Source organism: Vibrio hangzhouensis (genome assembly GCF_900107935.1).
In the GTDB taxonomy this organism is placed as follows: Bacteria; Pseudomonadota; Gammaproteobacteria; order Enterobacterales; family Vibrionaceae; genus Vibrio; species Vibrio hangzhouensis.
In genome coordinates this window covers 14,323-32,737 of record NZ_FNVG01000026.1, presented here as the reverse complement: position 1 = coordinate 32,737, position 18,415 = coordinate 14,323, and the positions used below count along the sequence as shown (strand labels likewise).

Genomic DNA, 18,415 nt, shown 5'->3' with positions numbered 1-18,415 from the left:
CCTATAGTGGTCACCGATGCCTAACATTGAGTATGAAGCTTACATTCTAATTAGGAGTCTTCAATGAAACGCACATTTGTTATTGGTGCTCTTGCTGTGTCTTTTATTTCCGTGTCAGCGTTTGCCAATGCGCTTGAATTCCCACATATTGCCACGACGGGTTATGGTGAAATACAGGTCAAGCCCGATATGGCAGAGTTCTCTGTTCGTGTGGTTCAGTCTCAGATGGACGCCGACCAGGCTAAACAGAGCGTCGATTCAGTGGTCGATAGCTTCCTCAACAGTTTGATGTCTCAGGGGATCGAGAAACACGATATCCAAAGTTCAAATCTTCATTTGTCGCCGCAGTACCATTATCCTGAAAAAGGCAAACCAGAATTGGTCGGCTATCGTGCCTCCCGAACGGTGACTGTTCAGGTTATGGAGCTGGATAAATTGAACGACTATCTCGATCTGGCACTGCAATCTGGCATCAACCAAGTGGATAGCATTGAACTGAAGGTGAAAGATCAGGGGCAATATCAGCAAGCAGCCAGAATAGCAGCGATCAAAGATGCACAAGGGAAAGCCGCATCATTGGCAAAGGGCTTTGAGCAGAAGCTGGGCCAGGTATGGCGTATTGAATATCGTCAGCCTATGAATCAACCTGTCGTTATGCGCAGTATGGCGATGGATAGCAAAATGGAATCAAGCAGCTATCAGGACTCGGTGATCACGATTCGTGACAGGGTCGATGTGACTTATCAGATAGCGAAATAGTTTACCGCTTAACCCACGAACTTCGACCGCGAAGATAATAACCTCCCCTTGGTGAGGGGAGGTCAGAGGGGGAGCGTATTAGTGCAGGATACGTGCTCTAATGGTCCCTTCGATTTGTTTTAGCTTTGCCAGCGCTTCTTCTGAACGAGCTGTCTCAACGTCAATGACCACGTAACCAATGTCTGACGATGTTTGTAGATACTGACCGGCGATGTTGATGCCTTCGTCAGCGAAAATGGTGTTGATTTGCGTCAGGATGCCAGGACGGTTTTGGTGAATGTGCAACAGACGAGAACATTCAGTGTGCTCTGGCAGCGATACCTCTGGGAAGTTGACGCTCGATAACGTTGAACCGTTATCAGAGTATTTCGCCAGCTTACCCGCGACTTCCACGCCGATATTTTCCTGAGCTTCTTGAGTGGAACCGCCCACGTGCGGAGTCAGAATGACGTTGTCGAACTTCATTAGTGGTGATTCAAATGGGTCCGCATTGGTCTTCGGCTCTTCAGGGAACACGTCAATGGCAGCTCCGCCAAGGTGACCTGCTTCGAGTGAATGGCATAGAGCCGGGATATCAACAACGGTACCGCGTGCGGCATTGATAAAGATAGCACCTGGTTTCATGCGTTCAAATTCTGCAGCGCCCATCATATTCTTGGTTCCTGGTGTTTCCGGAACATGCAGAGAAATGACGTCACACTTGTTCAACAGTTCGGTCATAGTGTGGACTTGCGTTGCGTTACCCAGGGAGAGTTTGTTCTCAATATCGTAGTAGTAGACACGCATTCCCAGGTTTTCTGCAATGATACCAAGTTGGGTACCGATATGGCCGTAACCGATAATGCCCAGGCGCTTGCCGCGCGCTTCGTAGGAGTTGTCGGCGCTTTTCTTCCAAATACCACGGTGTGCCAGGGCATTTTTCTCAGGGATGCCACGTAGCAACAATAGAATTTGACCCAGTACCAGTTCTGCAACACTGCGTGTGTTGGAGAAAGGTGCGTTAAACACCGGTACACCGCGCTTGGCTGCAGCACCCAGATTAACCTGGTTGGTGCCAATACAGAAACAGCCAATTGCGACCAGCTTTTCAGCGGCATTGATCACTTCTTCTGTGAGGTTAGTGCGCGAACGAATACCGATAAAATGTACGTCTTTGACCGCTTCAATCAGCTCTTCTTCAGGCAGCGAACCTTTGTGATAGGTGATGTTGGTGTAACCGGCAGCTTGTAATACTTCTACTGAAGATGGATGCAAACCTTCGAGTAGCAGAATCTTGATCTTGTCTTTTTCCAGTGAAACTTTGGCCATTGAACTCATCCTTAACATGGGAAAATTGGGCATAATTAGCGCACATTTGACAGTGAGAATATCAGGGAGGGAGCTTCCAACTGCTTGAGGCAAACGTTTTCCTTGTGCGTCTGGTGACCAATAAAGTAACAAAAAAGTTGAACGATGGGTAAGAAAATTACGGAATAAGGCATAATTTTCTTATAGAAAAATGAAAAAACGGCACCTGGGGTGCCGTTTGTAATCAAATGACGTAATCGCGTCCAATATATTTGCCAAATAAAAGTGACAAAATGGAGCCGATTTGCGTTTACTCTTCGATTTTTGCGCCTTCTGGCGTGCCTGTGATGATCACATCAGCACCACGGTGCGCGAACAGACCAACAGTCACGACACCTGCGAGGGCATTGATCTTATCTTCCATGGTTTTTGCATCAGTAATCTGCATACCGTGCACATCCAGGATTACATTGCCGTTGTCAGTGATCACACCTTCACGATACACAGGATCACCACCAAGCTTAACCAACTCACGAGCGACGTATGAGCGGGCCATTGGAATAACTTCTACAGGTAGCGGGAATTGTCCCAGTACGTCAACCGCTTTGGTGCCGTCAACGATACATACAAATTTATCTGAGATTGCGGCTACGATCTTTTCTCGGGTAAGGGCAGCACCACCACCTTTGATCATGTCGCGGGTCGGGTTAATTTCGTCTGCACCATCCACGTAAACATCAAGAGCGGCGACATCGTTACAGTCGAAGACTTCGATACCCAGAGCTTCAAGTTTCTCTGTTGAAGCGACAGAGCTCGATACCGCTCCTTTGATATCTTCTTTGATTGTGCCAAGCGCATCAATAAAGTGGTTAACGGTAGAGCCTGTACCAACACCGACAATGCTACCTTTTTCGACATACTTTAGTGCCGCCCAACCAGCAGCTTTCTTCATCTCGTCTTGAGTCATGGTTGAATCCCAGTTTTAGAGTTAAGGTGAAAATGCGGGCGAATTATATATCAAATTTCAGATGATATGAGCCCTAAAAACGCCTGTAGGTCAAAAAAGCTGAAAAAGGAGCAATCGGTTGCGATGAACCTGCCAACTATACGAGGTCTGTGGATGGTGCCCAACGCCAAATCTTACTGGGTGTGACGATAGTGGATAAAGGGATGTCCCAGGATTCACTCGGCAGGACATCTACTTGCTGACAATCGTGAGCGAGGCCGATAGCGATGGGGCCTGCATCAGTGTGCTGCCAGGGAGCAAGCGTGCGGTCATAGTAGCCGCCACCCATGCCCAGTCGTTGTCCGTGCTGGTCAAAGGCCACCATAGGGGTGAAGATGATGTTGAGTTGAGAAACCGGACAAATGCCACGCTGATCAAGGACGGGCTCATGGATGTTGTATTTATTACTGATCAGCGATGTTTGTTCATCGTAGCGTAAAAACAACAGGTGACCCTTGGCAAAGGGATGGATAATCGGTAAGTAGGTCTCGATGTCTTGTTGCCACAAGGCGTGAATCAACGGTGTTGTATTCAATTCACCATCAGTGGCCAGATACAGGGCGACTTTCTTAACGGAAGCCAGTTCATCCAGTGAGTTGACCTGAGAGACGAGGCTGTCGGAATGAGTCGTTTGGTCGTAGGCGCTGAGAGATTGGCGGCGTTGTCTTACCAAAGTGCGGATTTGTTGTCGTGTCGACATAGACATTAGGAATACCCCAGAGTGCCGTTGAGGATTGTGGCCCTTGAACCAGCTGGTTCAAGGCGGATCAGCAATGGTAACCGTAGGCTTCTCGATACGAGCCGAGCTTGCTCAATAGCTACCAAGTACTAACCCTTTGGTATTGCTTATCGGCTCAGGGACTTAAATCCACTGACGCACACCCCAGGGTAAAATTAGGCTTGCTGTCCTTGTTTCACTTTACTGATCGCATTTTCCAGCGATGCGGCGAGCTGTTCCATCCGCTCGTTCATTTTGGCCACTTCTTGTTGTGACGCATCATTACGATTATTGAGCTCATATGACATATTCAGAGCTGCAATGGTGAGCAGTTTAAGCTCGTTGGTTACTTTAGTCCTTTGGGACATGTCTTGCAATCGATTATCCAAGTCTTTCGCGGCTTTAATTAGGGTCTCTCTCTGATCTGCAGGGCAGTTTACCCGCGTCACTTTCCCCAGAATTTCCACTTCGACAGCTTGATTTTCCATAATGACAAGAACTCTTTTAAGTATCACCAAATCAGGTAATGTTGAGGGAGAAACTATAGGTAAACGGGCTTTAAGATTCAAGCTTTTCCGATGAGTCTGTGTCAAATGCGTGGTTAATCACACAGGAAATCGACAATTCGCACAAAAGCTACTCAGAAACGGGCGAGACAGCATTTTCGCCAGCGTAGGGAAGTGATAGCATTGCAGATCAGATTTGAAATTCCTGCCGTGGATGACACGCTCTTTTTAGACCGCGGCCTCAATACACAGAACAATGAGTATCGCTATGAGTGAAACAACACTACCTAATTACATTACGGTTGCTACAGAGCTACAACAAGCTGGACTGGCGGTATCACCAGCCGAACTTCACGGCTTGCTGGTGGGCATGCTGAGTGGTGGGTTAGGGCTAAGCGATGACAGTTGGCAGCCGCTGATGTTTGATTACACCAATGATGGTATGGGTTGGCCACAGTCGACTATCGTCAGAGCCAAATCTTTGCTTGATTTTTCTATCAAAGAGCTCACGGCACAGCAAGGTTTTGAACTGTCTCTGTTCATTCCCAACGAAGACGTTGAGGCCAGCATTTTTGAATTGGCGGACGGTCTGAGTGAGTGGGTTAACCACTTTATTTCAGGCTTGGGCCTGATCAATGCTCAACTGAGCAAAGCCTCAGCAGATACGAAAGAAGCCTTGGCCGATCTGGAAGAGATCGCAAGATTGGGCATCGACGAAGACGACGATCTTGAGGAGCAGGGGCAGCTGTTGGAACAGGTGATTGAGCACGTGAAAGCGTGTGTGCTGACCATCCATGCGGAGTTTGGCGTAAAACCAAGTAAAGCCTCTGGAAAACCCACTATCCATTAATGGGGTACGGCTGTTCATCAAGGAGAAAAACAGTGTCAAACAAGTATGATGTCGTTATTGCAGGAGGCGCTATGGCTGGGTCAACCCTGGCAATGGCGTTGGATCATTGCAGTAATCATGCGTTACGAATCGCGGTGGTAGAGCCGTTTCTCTCCGATAGTCACTCTCATCCTGGATTTGATGCGCGATCTATCGCGCTGTCTTACGGTACGGTGGAGATCTTAAAGCAGTATCAACTCTGGTCATTGATCGAAGATCATGCCACCCCCATCACTCATATCCACGTTTCAGATCGTGGGCATGCCGGTATGACGGACTTTTATGCCGAGAGAGAAGGACTGGAAGCCATGGGGTATGTGGTTGAACTGGCGGAAGTGGGACGTCGATTCAACAGTCAGTTGAAACAGAGAGTCAATATCGACCTATTTTGCCCTTGTTCTGTGGCCGACATCCTTCAGCACCAGGACCGGATTGATGTTGTGGTTCAAGATGAGCAAGGTCACTCCAAGACTCTGAGTGCAAAGCTCTTGGTTGCTGCCGATGGTGCAGACTCTTTGAGTTGTCAACGCATAGGGCTGGAGCAGCATACTCATGATTTTGAACAGGTCGCTGTTATCGCCAACGTGCTGACAGGGCAACCTCACAACCATCGCGCGTTTGAGCGCTTTACAGAATGTGGCCCGTTAGCCCTGTTGCCAATGTCTGAGCAACGTAGCTCGCTGGTATGGTGCTTGCCGCCAGCGCGCGCAGCACAAGTGTGCGCGTTACCTGAGGGCGAATTTCGTCTTCAATTGCAAGATGCCTTTGGCTGGCGTTTGGGACGGTTTACTAAAGTTGGTGCAGTGGCCAGTTACCCATTGAAACTGCGATATCGACCTCAGATAGTGGCGCATCGTTTTGCCGCGGTAGGGAATGCGGCACAAACACTTCATCCCATTGCAGGACAAGGCTTTAACCTTGGCATTCGCGATATTGCGACTTTGGTGGATTCATTGCTTGCTGACCTATCGGATGTTGGCAATTACGCTAATCTAAATAGATTCCAGACCAAACGGCAGCAGGATCGTGAATTAACGATCACCATGACCACAGGATTAGTTCACGTCTTCTCTAATGATTTCTTGGCACTCAGATTAGCTCGCAATCTTGGTTTGGGGCTGATGGATAATTTCCCAAGACTCAAGTCGCCTGTTTTTAACCGGGCACTTGGTGTTGTGAATAGGTAATACAGAAATATGCAAAGTTTTGATATAGCCATTGTTGGCGGCGGAATGGTGGGGCTGGCTTTGGCGCGAGCTCTTAAAAACACCGATCTGCGGATCGCCATCATTGAAGGAGCGGCCCCTAGTCGCGATCTTTCTGGCGACCCGGATATCCGAGTGTCGGCTTTAAGTCGTGCCAGTGAAACCATTCTCAAAAATCTCGGCGCCTGGCAGGCGATAGAGAAGCAACGTTGTGCGCCCTACTATGCAATGGAGGTCTGGGAGCAGGACAGTTTTGCCCGAATCGAGTTCTCGGCCAGTCAAATGTCCCAACCTAATTTGGGACACATCGTTGAGAATCGAGTCATTCAGTTGGCATTGTTGGAGCAAGTGGAGAAGCAAGATAACGTCACTTTGTTTATGCCTCAGCGCTGTCAGTCGATGGCTGTGGGAGAAAGTGAAGTCTGGATGACGTTGGATAATGGCCAGTCATTCACCACTAAGCTTGTTGTCGGTGCCGACGGCGCGAACTCATGGGTGCGTCAGCAACAGGATATTCCGATGACGCATTGGGATTATGGACACAGTGCTCTGGTTGCCAACATTACGGTGGACGATGCGCATGAGTGCGTTGCCAGACAGGTGTTTACGCCTCAAGGGCCTCTGGCATTTTTGCCGTTAGATGATCGAAGTTTGTGTTCGATCGTTTGGTCTACTGACCCGCAAAGAGCGGAAAAGTTGGCGAAAATGTCGGAATCGGAGTTTAACAAAGCGATCACTGCTGAGTTTGACAGCCGTCTTGGACTTTGCCATGTCACCTCTGAACGTCGCGTGTTTCCTCTCAAGATGCGTTACGCCCGTGATTTTGTGGTAGAACGAGTGGCCTTGGTGGGCGATGCCGCGCATACTATTCACCCCCTAGCCGGGCAGGGCGTAAATCTGGGTTTGCTTGATGCGGCCAGCCTGGCGCAGGAGCTGATGAAACTGTGGCGTTCAGGTCAAGATATCGGTCGCAAGCGCCACCTCAGAGAGTATGAACGTTGGCGTAAGGCTGAAGCAGCGAAAATGATTGCAGCCATGCAAGGCTTCAGGGATTTATTTGAAGGCGATAACCCAGCAAAAAAATTGTTCCGTGGTATTGGCATGAGTTTGGTGGGGCAACTGCCGGGCGCGAAGCAGGAGATCATGAGCCGAGCACTTGGCATGCGAGGTCGCCTACCTGAACTGGCAAAAAGTGTGGTTAGTGAGAGTTAGTCGCTGGCAAAGTCAGGCGTAGTCATTAAAAAAGGGCAGGTAACCTGCCCTTTTTGTTGTCTGTTACCCATCTGGGTGGGTTTGTTTAGGCCAACTTGTTGTCCATTCTGGCCTTTAAGCGTAGGCGCATCTCAGTTTCATGACTTCCTGATTGACTTCTTTTACTGCCTGGAAGTGGCGTTGTTCGGCCCGATCCGGAATAATCAGCTTACCGTTATCAAACTCAAATCCACCCAGTCCATAGATGTAGATCTTTCCCTTGAATAATCGACTTACATGTTTAGCAATCATACTTGGTGTATAGCGCTTAAACAGTCTCATTTAGTGTTCCTTATTATGTTACCTAGCAAAAAGATTATAAGAAAAACCCTAATCAAAATGTGTGATTAACGAGGCTTTCCAGAGCACTCGGTTTGACCAGGTTTTCGTTTTGTGGAGCAAATTGCAAATCCTTGCCTTGGTCTCCTGTTCAACGTGACATTAAGCACAAAAGACTTTTTGGGGGCTTCCTTTCTAAAAATTTTACTCTATTTGAACTGCGCAACATGACAGTCATATGAATCACCACGCATTTGAAGGCGATGGATGAAATACTTATGTACTGTCTACGTATTAATAGACCGGAGAAATCAGAAAAAGTTGTCGGCAGACATACTCTTTTACAAAACACGCGAAATGTTGCGAGAGGCAAAAAAAAAGCCCGCACAGCGGGCAAATGTCACAGATGCATTACACAAAAGTGGAGTTACTGCCTGAGCAGAGATTCACTCTAGTGCCGTCATCATTAGCCTTGAAGCGCTAACTGATGACAATGCGTACAATAACTCAAAAAAACACCAATGACTATTTATGCTTTAAAAATGTATAAACTTTCACTCTGGTCGGTGTGTGAACTTAGATCTGCTTCACGAATTGTTCCAGATGTTCGACAAAATCTTGCATTAATTTTCCAAAAAAACGGCGGTTAGCGAACGATGTCACCCCAAGAAGGTTGGCAGTGAGCGACCAGATCAGCCAGAGCCAGTTCGATACCTGCAATCCGTTCTCCGCTGCTGATGGTGACCAGAGGATTCGAGCGGATGCCATAATCAAAAATGATGGGCATGGGGGTTTTGAGTAGTAGCGGTGTCACCGTGCCGAGCTTGTAACCGGTCAGGGTTTCTACCTGATCGCCGCTGACACACGTCATGCGCCGTGTTTGTAGCAGCGCGCGTACTTTTTTGGGATCGACTTGCTGGTCGCCAGGACAACAGGCGAGCGCATACTGGTTGCCCATATCCCTCAGCACCATGGTTTTCACCATGGTGTGTGTGGCAATGCCGCGCAGGGTGGCGGCATCTTCGATAGAGACCGCTTCCCGAGCTTGCATCAGTATACGGAATTCTGTCCCGCTCTGGCTCAGGAATGCCGTAATCGCGGTATCTAACATGGTTTACTCGTCGTCCAGAGGGTAAGGCGGTTGCTCCAATTGTAAACGGCAGTCTGGTTGTGTGGAGACGCGGAACTGGGTATCTGCATCCAGATTGTTGGCGATCACTATGGCGGCCACAAATTCACCATTAGCGTATTGATACTGTGCTAGCACGTCACCAGCTTTTCGCCAGTTCTCACCCACAGAGCGTTCAACTTCAACATTGGTATCGTCTGTCAGCATGACATTGAGTTGCCCTCTGACGTTTGCCAGCATGCGTTTGTTGATGCCGCGATATTTCGCTCTCGCTACGGTCTCCTGGCCGGTATAGCAGCCTTTATTGAAGCTAATCCCATCCAGTGCCTGAAGGTTGAAGGCTTGAGGAATATGCTGGTTCTGATGCTCTGCCTCCAAGATCGGCAAGCCTTGTTCAATGTCCAGTTTGGTCCATAGTGAGGCTGGTAACCAAGGGGTTGACTGATCCGAGCGGAGGGTAGTGATTAAGCCCTCATCGGCGAGCAACATCCAGCGCTCGCTGTTAATGCGAATGGCAGTGCTGCCCTGATGTTGCCTGACGTCACCCTGAGTCGGAAACTGTTCATCAATCCAGAGTTGGCACTGACGGCCGACGACCCCAATTAGTAGTTTCTTACTGACATTGATATCTACTTTGGAAAAGACCGCGTATTTTTTGATTTCAGCCAGCTCTTTGTCGATGGCTGAAGCGGGCTGAATCATGGCATAACCGCTATCGGTATGACATAGACGAAAAATGCTCCATACCTTGCCTTTGGCGTCACAGTGTGCACCCAGTGTCGACTGATCCTGTTCTAGTGAGACGACATCACAGGTGACTTGTCCCTGAAGGTAGGATTTTCTATCGTCTCCCGTCATTTCAATTGCGCCCCAAGAGGTCAATTGGGTAAACAGCAATTCGGGTAAAGGGGTGCCTGGCGTAATATCAACGGCCTGTATGCTTGGTTGCCAATCCATAATTGATGATCTCGATAGTGAACATACTCGATATGTTAATCGCCTGGATGCCATTTGTCAGCTTTATGTTGTTGCACGAAATCTTGTGATGAATGTAGAGTTTGTGTGATGCAGAGAGTGGTGAGTGGCAACCTTGCTTGTTACACTCGGCCGATATCAGTTGTAGATGGAGAATAGAATGTACTCTAGTGAAGAAAAAGCTCGAATCAAATGGGCCTGCCGCCGGGGAATGTTGGAACTCGATGTTGTCATTATGCCTTTTTTCGAGGAGTGTTTTGATACGCTGAATGACCAGGAACAAAAGGATTTCGTGTCGCTACTTGAGTGTGACGATCCTGACTTGTTCACCTGGGTGATGGGACATGGGCGCAGTGAAAACTTAGGTCACGCCTCTATGGTTGATAAAATCGTTGCCCACAACCTCAGCAAGGTTCGCTAACCTACGCACTGTTCATGCAGGTCAGGCTGTGCTCAACCACGTCTACCTGCAGATCCTTCCTTCACGTCTCGCTCCTGCTATTAATAGTTTGCTTAGCGTGGCTTTATTCAGCGCTATGTTTTCCGCATCGATTCCGCTCGTATTGATTGGGTATTGTTTGGGTACTTTTAGTTGTTATTACTGGCTAAAACCCTCGATTCTTGGGACGCTGATTCTGCGTGACGGGAAGTGGACGCTCAATGGTCAAGCTGTCTCTTCACCACGTTTTTATCTGTCCTTGTCCCATTGGCTGATTGCGGTTAACGACAAGAGCCTCAAGGGGTGGGGGCTGATTTGGCGAGACGGGTGTGAAGCGTCTGCCTATCGACGCTTGATTGTGGCAATAAAAAAGCAGTCACAACAGTGACTGCTTTGATGGTAAGGATTCGAAACGGCTTATTGCTCTGGAGTCAGTATTGTCGGGCCACTGTTCTCCAGCATATCCGGGTAGTCGAGCGTGTAGTGTAATCCCCGGCTCTCTTTACGTTGCATCGCACAGCGCACCATCAATTCTGCCACCTGAAGCAAGTTACGTAGCTCTAACAGGTTATTAGATACTCTGAAGTGACTGTAATATTCGTGCGTTTCCTGTTGCAGCATCTGGATGCGTCGCAGAGCTCGTTCCAGTCGCTTGTCGGTGCGAACGATGCCCATGTAATCCCACATAAACAGACGAAGTTCGTGCCAGTTGTGCTGAATGATCACTTCTTCATCTGAGCAACTGACCTGGCTTTCATCCCAAGCGGGAAGATGGTCCACTAATGTCGCTTCATCAAATTTCGCTAGAATGTCGTTGGCGGCAGACCAGGCGTAGACCACACATTCCAGTAGGGAATTGGATGCCATACGGTTGGCACCGTGCAGGCCGGTATAACTGACTTCACCGATTGCATACAGTTGTTCTAGGTCGGTTTTACCCGACTTGTCGACCATGACGCCGCCGCAGGTATAGTGTGCTGCAGGGACAATGGGAATCGGTTCTTTGGTCATATCAATGCCCAAATCCTGCAGACGCATATGGATGGTCGGGAAGTGTTTGATGATGAAGTCTTCCGGTTTGTGACTGATGTCGAGATACATACAGTCTGCACCCAGGCGTTTCATCTCGAAATCGATCGCACGGGCAACCACATCTCGAGGTGCGAGCTCTTCACGCTCATCAAAATCCGGCATAAAGCGGGTACCGTCAGGACGTTTAAGATACGCGCCTTCACCTCGCAGCGCTTCCGTCAACAGGAAGTTGCGTGCATCAGGATGAAACAGACAGGTTGGGTGGAACTGGTTAAACTCAAGGTTAGCGACCCGACAGCCTGAACGCCATGCCATGGCGATACCATCCCCCGAGGAAACATCGGGGTTAGACGTGTACTGGTACACTTTGGATGCGCCGCCTGTTGCAAGTACCACAAACTTGGCACGAACGGTTTCTACATGCTCCTGGTTGCGGTTCCAGATATAGGCACCCACAACTTTGCCTTTGTCGCCACCCACTTTGTCTTCGGTGATGAGATCCAATGCGTTATAGCGTTCAAAAATCTCAATGTTTGGGTGACTATTAACGTTGTCCTGCAGTGTTGTTTGCATCGCCATGCCTGTCGCATCGGCCGCGTGCAGAATGCGGCGGTGGCTATGACCACCCTCGCGAGTCAGATGGTAGCGAGGCTCTTCATCTTTTTTTGTTTCGACCTGATCGAAGGGGACACCGCCATCAATCAGCCACTGAACACACTCTTTGGCATTCTCTGCAATAAACTGAACCGTTTCTTGCTCACACAGCCCGGCACCTGCGATATTGGTGTCGTTCACGTGTGATTCAATGCTGTCTTCTTCATCAAAGACCGCTGCAATGCCGCCCTGAGCATAATACGTTGCCCCTTCACTGCGAGGGCCTTTACTCAAGACAATCACCTTAGCGCGTTCGGCTACTCGTAGAGCCAACGATAAACCCGCTGCGCCACTTCCTATGACTAAAACATCACAAAGATGCTCTCGGTTTGTGTTCATAATTATTTTAAAATCCTGACCTATCGTAGAGTGAAATGACTCTACCCAGATAAAAGTGCACGATAGGAAGCTGCATTCGCAGCTGGCGTAGGGCACTTGCTACAAGGATTACTGCCAGTGATAACACGTTGAAAAATCGATTGTGTTCAGGCGTTAAGTAATCCATTCTTGTAATTTGACAACATTGTAGTTGACGCTAAATCACATTGTGAATGATTAACGACAAAAAAAAACAGAAAGTTTTGAACTTTCGTTATTGCCTTAGGTCTCAATAGTGCTCATGTTAGCGGTGGTGTCAAGACTACAATATGCATAATTAATACTCATATCTGAGAAGGTAAGGGTTAGAACGAATAGGAGTGAACGCTCGCATGAACGAGCAGCCGACCGATCAGGTGTTGATTGAGCGCGTTCAAAGTGGAGATAAACAAGCATTTAACCTGTTGGTTTTGCGCTATCAAAACAAGGTTTGCAATCTCATATCAAGATACGTGAGCAATTCGGGCGATGTAGCGGACATTGCCCAAGAAGCGTTTATCAAGGCGTATCGTGCGATACCGACGTTTAGAGGCGAGAGCGCTTTCTATACTTGGTTGTATCGCATAGCAGTGAACACCGCGAAAAACCACATTGTGGCGCAGAGCCGCAGGCCACCTGCCAGCGATGTGGATGCAGAAGATGCCGAATTTTTTGAAACTGGTAACGCTTTGAAAGAAATTTCGAACCCTGAGAACTTAACGTTGTCGAACGAATTGAAGCGAACAGTTTTCGCTGCAATTGAAGCGTTACCCGAAGATTTAAAGACTGCGATGACCCTTCGTGAACTCGATGGTCTGAGCTATGAAGAAATCGCAGAAGTGATGGATTGCCCAGTAGGAACGGTACGTTCGCGTATCTTCCGTGCTCGTGAAGCGGTAGAGAAGAAGATTAAGCCTCTTCTTCAACGCTAAAACTAGTTACAACTATGGTGAATATAATGGCTGACAAACAGAAGCTTTCAGCATTCATGGATGGAAACCTGATTGATGACGCATTGATTGAAGCGTTAGAAAACGATCAGGAGAGCAAAGATACTTGGCATAATTACCACTTAATTGGTGATGTTATGCGTGGCGATGAGCCACAAAGTCTGGACTGGAATATTGCTGAAAGTGTTGCGGCAGCGCTGGAAAGCGAGCCGGCACATAGTCGTGTGAGCGACAGCAATGTGGCGCCGATAGAGTCGCAACCGACACCACAGCAAGCAAAACGACAGTTACCTGCCTGGTTAACACAGTTTGGTCAGGTCGCGGTCGCTGCGTGTGTGTCATTGGCTGTCATTCTGGGTGTGCAACAGTATTCCGGACAAGATCCGACTCAGCCAGAAGCGGAGCAACTTCCGGTACTCCAGACCATTCCGTTTGCAGGTAGCGCAGAGCCAGTGAGCTTAACGCGTGATTCGGTGGCGAAAGCCAACACAAACGAAAGCGTCAATGTGCAGGAGCAGCGTCGCCGTATCAATGCTTTGCTACAGGACTACGAGCTTCAACTAAGACTAAACAGTGAAGATAGTGCTTCACACTCTACTGATACAGAATCGGTAATTGAATGAATAAATTTCTGACCAGTTCGTTATTGCTGTTCAGTTTATTTGGTACGCAAGCCTCCGCCGAAGATGAGTCTTCGGCGGAGGCTTTGTTGCATCAGATGAACGATGCAAGTCAGCAACTGAATTATGAACTGTCCTATATCCTAATCAAAAAGAACAGTATTGAGCCCCTGCTTTATCGTCACGCGACCCACGATGCTCAACAACTTGCGCATCTGGTCTATTTGAGTGGCCCGATCAGGGAGGTGATTCGTCGTGGTAACGAAGTCAGTTACATTGAGCCTGGCGTGGATCCGTTTACCATTGAATCCGGAAAGATGGTCGCGCCATTGATGCCCCTGCTTAACAGTGACGTGAAACAGCTTAGTGAATACTACGACTATGTTCGTGTTGGGCGTGCCCGAGAGGCAGGTGCGGCCACGCAGGTCTTTCGGGTTGTACCTAAAGATGGCTTAAGGTATTCCTATGTTCTCTGGGTGGACGAGAAAAGTAAGTTACCTTTACGTGCCGATCTACTGGATCGAGACGGTGAGATCCTCGAGCAGTACCGAGTCATCTCTTACAGTGTCAACGATCATATTGCCACAATGCTGAGCTCGCTGGATGAGGTGCAGTTGCCGGCGGTGTTATCGTTGCCTAAAGGCAATATTGAACATACTTTCTGGCAAGTGGGTTGGGTGCCGAGCGGCTTCAATCCCAAAGATCTCAACCGTTATCGTATGCTCGCAACCGAAGATGTGGTAGAGAGCCAGATGTTCAGTGATGGACTGTTCAGTTTCTCGGTTTATATCTCAGAACGCGACAGCAACTCGCTTAAAGGTCAGTTGATTCGTCAGGGACGTCGAACGGTGCACAGCATTGTCCTTGGTAACAAGCAAGTCTCCGTCGTGGGTGATATTCCCCCCGCCACCGCGCAGCGTATCGCACAATCTGTTACACTTAATAAAGTGAAAAAAACAGATGAAGGCATTACCCCATGATGACAGCACTTGCTACGGTGGTCTCTGTACAGTCACGAGATCACCGTTTTCAAGTTGAGCTCAGTTGTGATCAGCAGAGCAGTTGCAGTTCCTGCCAGTCAAAGAACAGTTGCGGAACCGGCATTGTCAGCAAAGCCGTTGGCAAGAAACGGTTGCACTGGCAACTGTTGACCACTCAGTCCGTCAAACAAGGTGACGTGGTTGAAATAGCTCTTCCGGAAAAGAGTCTGCTGCAGTCTGCGGCACTCATTTATTTAATGCCGTTGTTTTTCCTCTTTATTGGTGCATTGCTTGGCCAGTTGTGGCTTGCGCCCATGATGGGAGGGGGAGAGCTTTCGGTCATTATCTGTTCAGCGGTTTCAGCTTTTGCTGGCTTTCTGTTGGCACGCCGATGGGTAGCCCCAATGGAACAGGCATCGGTCCAGCAAGTGGAACTGGTGCGCGTGCTTGGACAGTCGATTGTCTAAATAAGGTGCGAACCGCCACGAAATTGGGTAGAATCTGCCAACTTAATTGAAATGCGCGATTATTGCGCTATTTCTGTCCCTAATTATTTAAGAGTTTAGCTACACCAAATCTATGAAGCACATTCGTAACTTTTCGATTATCGCCCACATCGACCACGGTAAATCGACTTTGTCGGACCGTCTTATCCAAGTTTGCGGCGGCTTAAGCGACCGTGAAATGGCAGCTCAGGTTCTTGATTCTATGGATCTGGAGCGTGAGCGCGGTATTACCATCAAAGCTCAGAGTGTTACTCTGGATTACACGGCGAAAGATGGGGAAACCTATCAGCTAAACTTTATCGACACTCCGGGACACGTAGACTTCTCGTACGAGGTATCACGTTCTCTTGCTGCCTGTGAAGGTGCACTGTTGGTTGTAGATGCAGGTCAGGGTGTGGAAGCACAAACGCTGGCGAACTGCTACACAGCGATTGAAATGGAGCTAGAAGTCGTTCCTATATTAAACAAAATCGACTTACCTGCGGCTGAACCAGAGCGTGTTGCTGAAGAGATCGAAGAAATTGTTGGCATCGACGCGATGGAAGCGGTGCGTTGCTCAGCGAAAACAGGTCTTGGAGTGGACGATGTTCTAGAGGAAATCGTTAAAGCGATTCCTGCGCCAGAAGGTGATCCTGAAGCGCCGCTTCAAGCACTGATCATTGACTCCTGGTTCGATAACTACCTTGGTGTTGTTTCTTTGGTACGTATTAAAAACGGCAAACTGAAGAAAAACGACAAGATCAAAGTTATGAGTACCGGCCAGGTTTGGGGCGTGGATCGTCTCGGTATCTTCACACCAAAACAGATCGATACGACAGAACTTAATACCGGCGAAGTAGGCTGGGTTGTTTGTGGTATTAAAGACATTCTGGGTGCGCCAGTCGGTGATACGCTGACTACAGCGAAAAACGGTTGTGAAGTGGCTTTACCAGGCTTCCAAAAAGTGAAACCTCAGGTTTACGCGGGTCTGTTCCCGGTATCGTCTGATGACTATGAGAACTTCCGTGATGCACTTGGCAAGCTAAGTCTGAACGACGCTTCTCTGTTCTATGAGCCAGAAAGCTCAGCTGCACTTGGTTTCGGTTTCCGTTGTGGCTTCTTGGGTATGCTGCACATGGAGATCATCCAGGAGCGTCTGGAGCGTGAATATGACCTTGATCTCATTACAACAGCGCCAACGGTAGTCTACGAAGTAGAGAAGACGGATGGTTCGCTTCACTATGTTGATAGCCCAGCGAAGCTGCCGGCAACCAACGACATTGAAGAAATTCGTGAGCCAATCGCGCGCTGTAACATCCTGGTACCTTCTGACTACTTAGGTAACGTGATTACGCTTTGTGTTGAGAAACGTGGTACTCAGGTTGATATGGTTTATCACGGTAACCAAGTGGCAGTGACTTACGATATTCCGATGGCAGAGGTGGTCCTGGACTTCTTTGACCGTCTGAAATCAACGTCTCGCGGTTACGCATCACTGGACTACAACTTCCAGCGTTTTGAAGCATCTAACATGGTACGTGTTGATGTATTACTTAACGGTGACACGGTTGACGCACTGGCGATCATCACTCACAAAGACCAATCACAAAGCCGTGGTCGTCAGCTCGTTGAGAAGATGAAAGAGTTCATTCCTCGTCAAATGTTTGATATTGCGATTCAAGCGGCCATTGGTAACCACATCATTGCCCGCTCTACCGTTAAACAGCTGCGTAAGAACGTAATTGCGAAATGTTACGGCGGTGACGTGAGCCGTAAGAAGAAGCTGTTGAAGAAACAGAAAGAAGGTAAGAAACGTATGAAGCAGATCGGTAACGTAGAACTGCCTCAAGAAGCGTTTCTTGCAATTCTGCACGTAGGCAAAGATTAACACTGTTGCCTAACGTGTTGATATAACTAAGCAGAAGTGAAAGTGCTCTGAAGGTGCTTTCACTTTCGTTATTTTTAAAGATACGAAAATTAAGGGAATTGAATGGCTAATACCTTCTCATTGATCCTCGTCATCGTGACGTTAGTGACTGGTGTTGTTTGGGTTTTGGATAAGCGCGTCTTCAGAAAGCAGCGTCAGCAAAAGCTGGCGGATATCCAGGCTCAGGCGAATCACATTGATGAAGAGACAGCGAAGAAAGCTGTGGCTCCATCGTGGTTTGTTGAGAACAGTGTCTCCATTTTCCCTGTCATTGCCTTTGTTTTGGTTCTGCGTTCGTTTATTTACGAGCCGTTCCAGATCCCATCGGGTTCCATGATGCCTACCTTACTGGTGGGAGATTTTATCCTGGTGGAGAAGTACGCCTACGGTTTAAAAGATCCGGTTTGGCGCACACAGCTGGTGGAAACGGGTAAACCGGAGCGTGGTGACATCGTCGTCTTTAAATACCCACCTCAGCCAAGCATTGACTACATCAAACGTGTTGTGGGGATGCCGGGTGACACGGTTCGTTATAGTGCTCGCAAGGACATCTGTATCCAGGCGAAGGGCGAATCGGGTTGTAAGCCAGTGAAGTTGTCGAACGTAGAAGACAGCCCATTTGTTCAAAATGGTATTCCTTTGATTCAAATGGATGAAAAACTGGGTGAAGTGGCACACCAGATCCTGGTAAACCCTCTGCGTCGTGACCGAGTGGATCAATACCAACCACGCAACGGTGTCAATGAATGGGTGGTACCAGAAGGTCAGTATTTTGTGATGGGTGACAACCGTGACAACAGTGCTGACAGCCGTTATTGGGGCTTTGTACCGGAAGCAAACCTAGTGGGCAAAGCCGTCGGTATCTGGATTAGTTTTGAATTTGAACGTGGCGCAGACAGTATTCTGCCTACATGGATCCCAACCGGTGTTCGATTTAATCGCATCGGTGGAATAGACTGAACGAGAG

The 18,415-nt window shown here is 48.4% G+C and carries 20 protein-coding genes and 1 other RNA gene; 12 read left to right on the top strand and 9 right to left on the bottom strand.

Translation table 11 applies throughout. The features are described 5' to 3' along the window. The first annotated feature begins 63 nt into the window (after positions 1-63). Complete coding sequence (locus C4S60_RS19595) at positions 64-759, top strand: oxidative stress defense protein (RefSeq protein ID WP_103882033.1); 696 nt, start codon at positions 64-66, stop codon at positions 757-759. A gap of 78 nt (positions 760-837) precedes the next feature. Here C4S60_RS19595 and serA read toward each other — a convergent pair whose 3' ends face one another. The 5 genes from serA to zapA form a co-directional block, all read right to left on the bottom strand. After that, a complete protein-coding gene (serA, locus tag C4S60_RS19590) occupies positions 838-2,067 on the bottom strand; it encodes a phosphoglycerate dehydrogenase (protein WP_103882032.1) in 1,230 nt (409 codons plus the stop codon). A gap of 289 nt (positions 2,068-2,356) precedes the next feature. Further along, complete coding sequence (gene rpiA, locus C4S60_RS19585) at positions 2,357-3,013, bottom strand: ribose-5-phosphate isomerase RpiA (RefSeq protein WP_103882031.1); 657 nt, start codon at positions 3,011-3,013, stop codon at positions 2,357-2,359. A 136-nt stretch (positions 3,014-3,149) separates the two neighbouring features. Continuing rightward, positions 3,150-3,752: a 5-formyltetrahydrofolate cyclo-ligase gene (locus C4S60_RS19580; protein WP_167391005.1), complete on the bottom strand. Its 603-nt coding sequence runs from the start codon at positions 3,750-3,752 to the stop codon at positions 3,150-3,152. A 9-nt stretch (positions 3,753-3,761) separates the two neighbouring features. Then, positions 3,762-3,945, bottom strand: a non-coding RNA gene (gene ssrS / locus C4S60_RS19575) — 6S RNA. Between the two features lies 1 nt (position 3,946). Next, on the bottom strand, positions 3,947-4,258 hold the full coding sequence (gene zapA / locus C4S60_RS19570; RefSeq protein ID WP_103882029.1) for a cell division protein ZapA: 312 nt from the start codon (positions 4,256-4,258) through the stop codon (positions 3,947-3,949). A gap of 286 nt (positions 4,259-4,544) precedes the next feature. Between zapA and C4S60_RS19565 the strand changes: the two genes are divergently transcribed. The 3 genes from C4S60_RS19565 to C4S60_RS19555 are packed head-to-tail and all read left to right on the top strand — an operon-like array spanning position 4,545 to position 7,582. After that, positions 4,545-5,126 (top strand): YecA/YgfB family protein, encoded by a 582-nt coding sequence (locus C4S60_RS19565; RefSeq protein ID WP_103882028.1) that lies wholly within the window; start codon positions 4,545-4,547, stop codon positions 5,124-5,126. 32 nt (positions 5,127-5,158) lie between these two features. Then, complete coding sequence (gene ubiH, locus C4S60_RS19560) at positions 5,159-6,352, top strand: 2-octaprenyl-6-methoxyphenyl hydroxylase (protein WP_279626957.1); 1,194 nt, start codon at positions 5,159-5,161, stop codon at positions 6,350-6,352. Between the two features lie 9 nt (positions 6,353-6,361). After that, entirely contained in the window at positions 6,362-7,582 is a 1,221-nt protein-coding gene (locus tag C4S60_RS19555) for an FAD-dependent 2-octaprenylphenol hydroxylase (RefSeq protein ID WP_103882026.1), read from the top strand. A 114-nt stretch (positions 7,583-7,696) separates the two neighbouring features. On the opposite strand, the gene C4S60_RS19550 is transcribed toward C4S60_RS19555, so the two are convergent. The 3 genes from C4S60_RS19550 to ygfZ all read right to left on the bottom strand — a co-directional run bounded on the left by C4S60_RS19550 (position 7,697) and on the right by ygfZ (position 9,986). Continuing rightward, a complete protein-coding gene (locus C4S60_RS19550) occupies positions 7,697-7,903 on the bottom strand; it encodes a DUF1107 domain-containing protein (protein ID WP_103882025.1) in 207 nt (68 codons plus the stop codon). Positions 7,904-8,546: 643 nt separating this feature from the next. Next, positions 8,547-9,011, bottom strand: a complete 465-nt coding sequence (locus tag C4S60_RS19545; protein ID WP_103882024.1) for an aminoacyl-tRNA deacylase — start codon at positions 9,009-9,011, stop codon at positions 8,547-8,549. 3 nt (positions 9,012-9,014) lie between these two features. Continuing rightward, entirely contained in the window at positions 9,015-9,986 is a 972-nt protein-coding gene (gene ygfZ / locus C4S60_RS19540; RefSeq protein WP_103882023.1) for a tRNA-modifying protein YgfZ, read from the bottom strand. A gap of 178 nt (positions 9,987-10,164) precedes the next feature. On the opposite strand from ygfZ, the gene C4S60_RS19535 reads away from it, so the two are divergent. Beyond that, a complete protein-coding gene (locus C4S60_RS19535; RefSeq protein ID WP_006075514.1) occupies positions 10,165-10,425 on the top strand; it encodes an FAD assembly factor SdhE in 261 nt (86 codons plus the stop codon). 28 nt (positions 10,426-10,453) lie between these two features. Beyond that, complete coding sequence (locus tag C4S60_RS23465) at positions 10,454-10,831, top strand: hypothetical protein (protein WP_146060884.1); 378 nt, start codon at positions 10,454-10,456, stop codon at positions 10,829-10,831. Positions 10,832-10,860: 29 nt separating this feature from the next. On the opposite strand, the gene nadB is transcribed toward C4S60_RS23465, so the two are convergent. Next, positions 10,861-12,468 (bottom strand): L-aspartate oxidase, encoded by a 1,608-nt coding sequence (gene nadB / locus C4S60_RS19530; RefSeq protein WP_103882022.1) that lies wholly within the window; start codon positions 12,466-12,468, stop codon positions 10,861-10,863. A gap of 371 nt (positions 12,469-12,839) precedes the next feature. Here nadB and rpoE point away from each other — a divergent pair, with 371 nt between their 5' ends. From rpoE to lepB, 6 genes are all read left to right on the top strand, one after another. After that, on the top strand, positions 12,840-13,418 hold the full coding sequence (gene rpoE, locus C4S60_RS19525) for an RNA polymerase sigma factor RpoE (RefSeq protein WP_103882021.1): 579 nt from the start codon (positions 12,840-12,842) through the stop codon (positions 13,416-13,418). A gap of 14 nt (positions 13,419-13,432) precedes the next feature. Then, on the top strand, positions 13,433-14,059 hold the full coding sequence (locus tag C4S60_RS19520; protein WP_103882020.1) for a sigma-E factor negative regulatory protein: 627 nt from the start codon (positions 13,433-13,435) through the stop codon (positions 14,057-14,059). Next, on the top strand, positions 14,056-15,036 hold the full coding sequence (gene rseB, locus C4S60_RS19515; protein ID WP_103882019.1) for a sigma-E factor regulatory protein RseB: 981 nt from the start codon (positions 14,056-14,058) through the stop codon (positions 15,034-15,036). The genes C4S60_RS19520 and rseB overlap by 4 nt, the downstream gene beginning before the upstream one ends. Next, a complete protein-coding gene (locus C4S60_RS19510) occupies positions 15,033-15,503 on the top strand; it encodes a SoxR reducing system RseC family protein (protein ID WP_103882018.1) in 471 nt (156 codons plus the stop codon). The genes rseB and C4S60_RS19510 overlap by 4 nt, the downstream gene beginning before the upstream one ends. Positions 15,504-15,615: 112 nt before the next feature. Continuing rightward, entirely contained in the window at positions 15,616-17,409 is a 1,794-nt protein-coding gene (lepA, locus tag C4S60_RS19505) for a translation elongation factor 4 (protein ID WP_103882017.1), read from the top strand. 102 nt (positions 17,410-17,511) lie between these two features. Beyond that, positions 17,512-18,408 (top strand): signal peptidase I, encoded by an 897-nt coding sequence (gene lepB, locus C4S60_RS19500; RefSeq protein ID WP_103882016.1) that lies wholly within the window; start codon positions 17,512-17,514, stop codon positions 18,406-18,408. Positions 18,409-18,415: the final 7 nt, after the last annotated feature.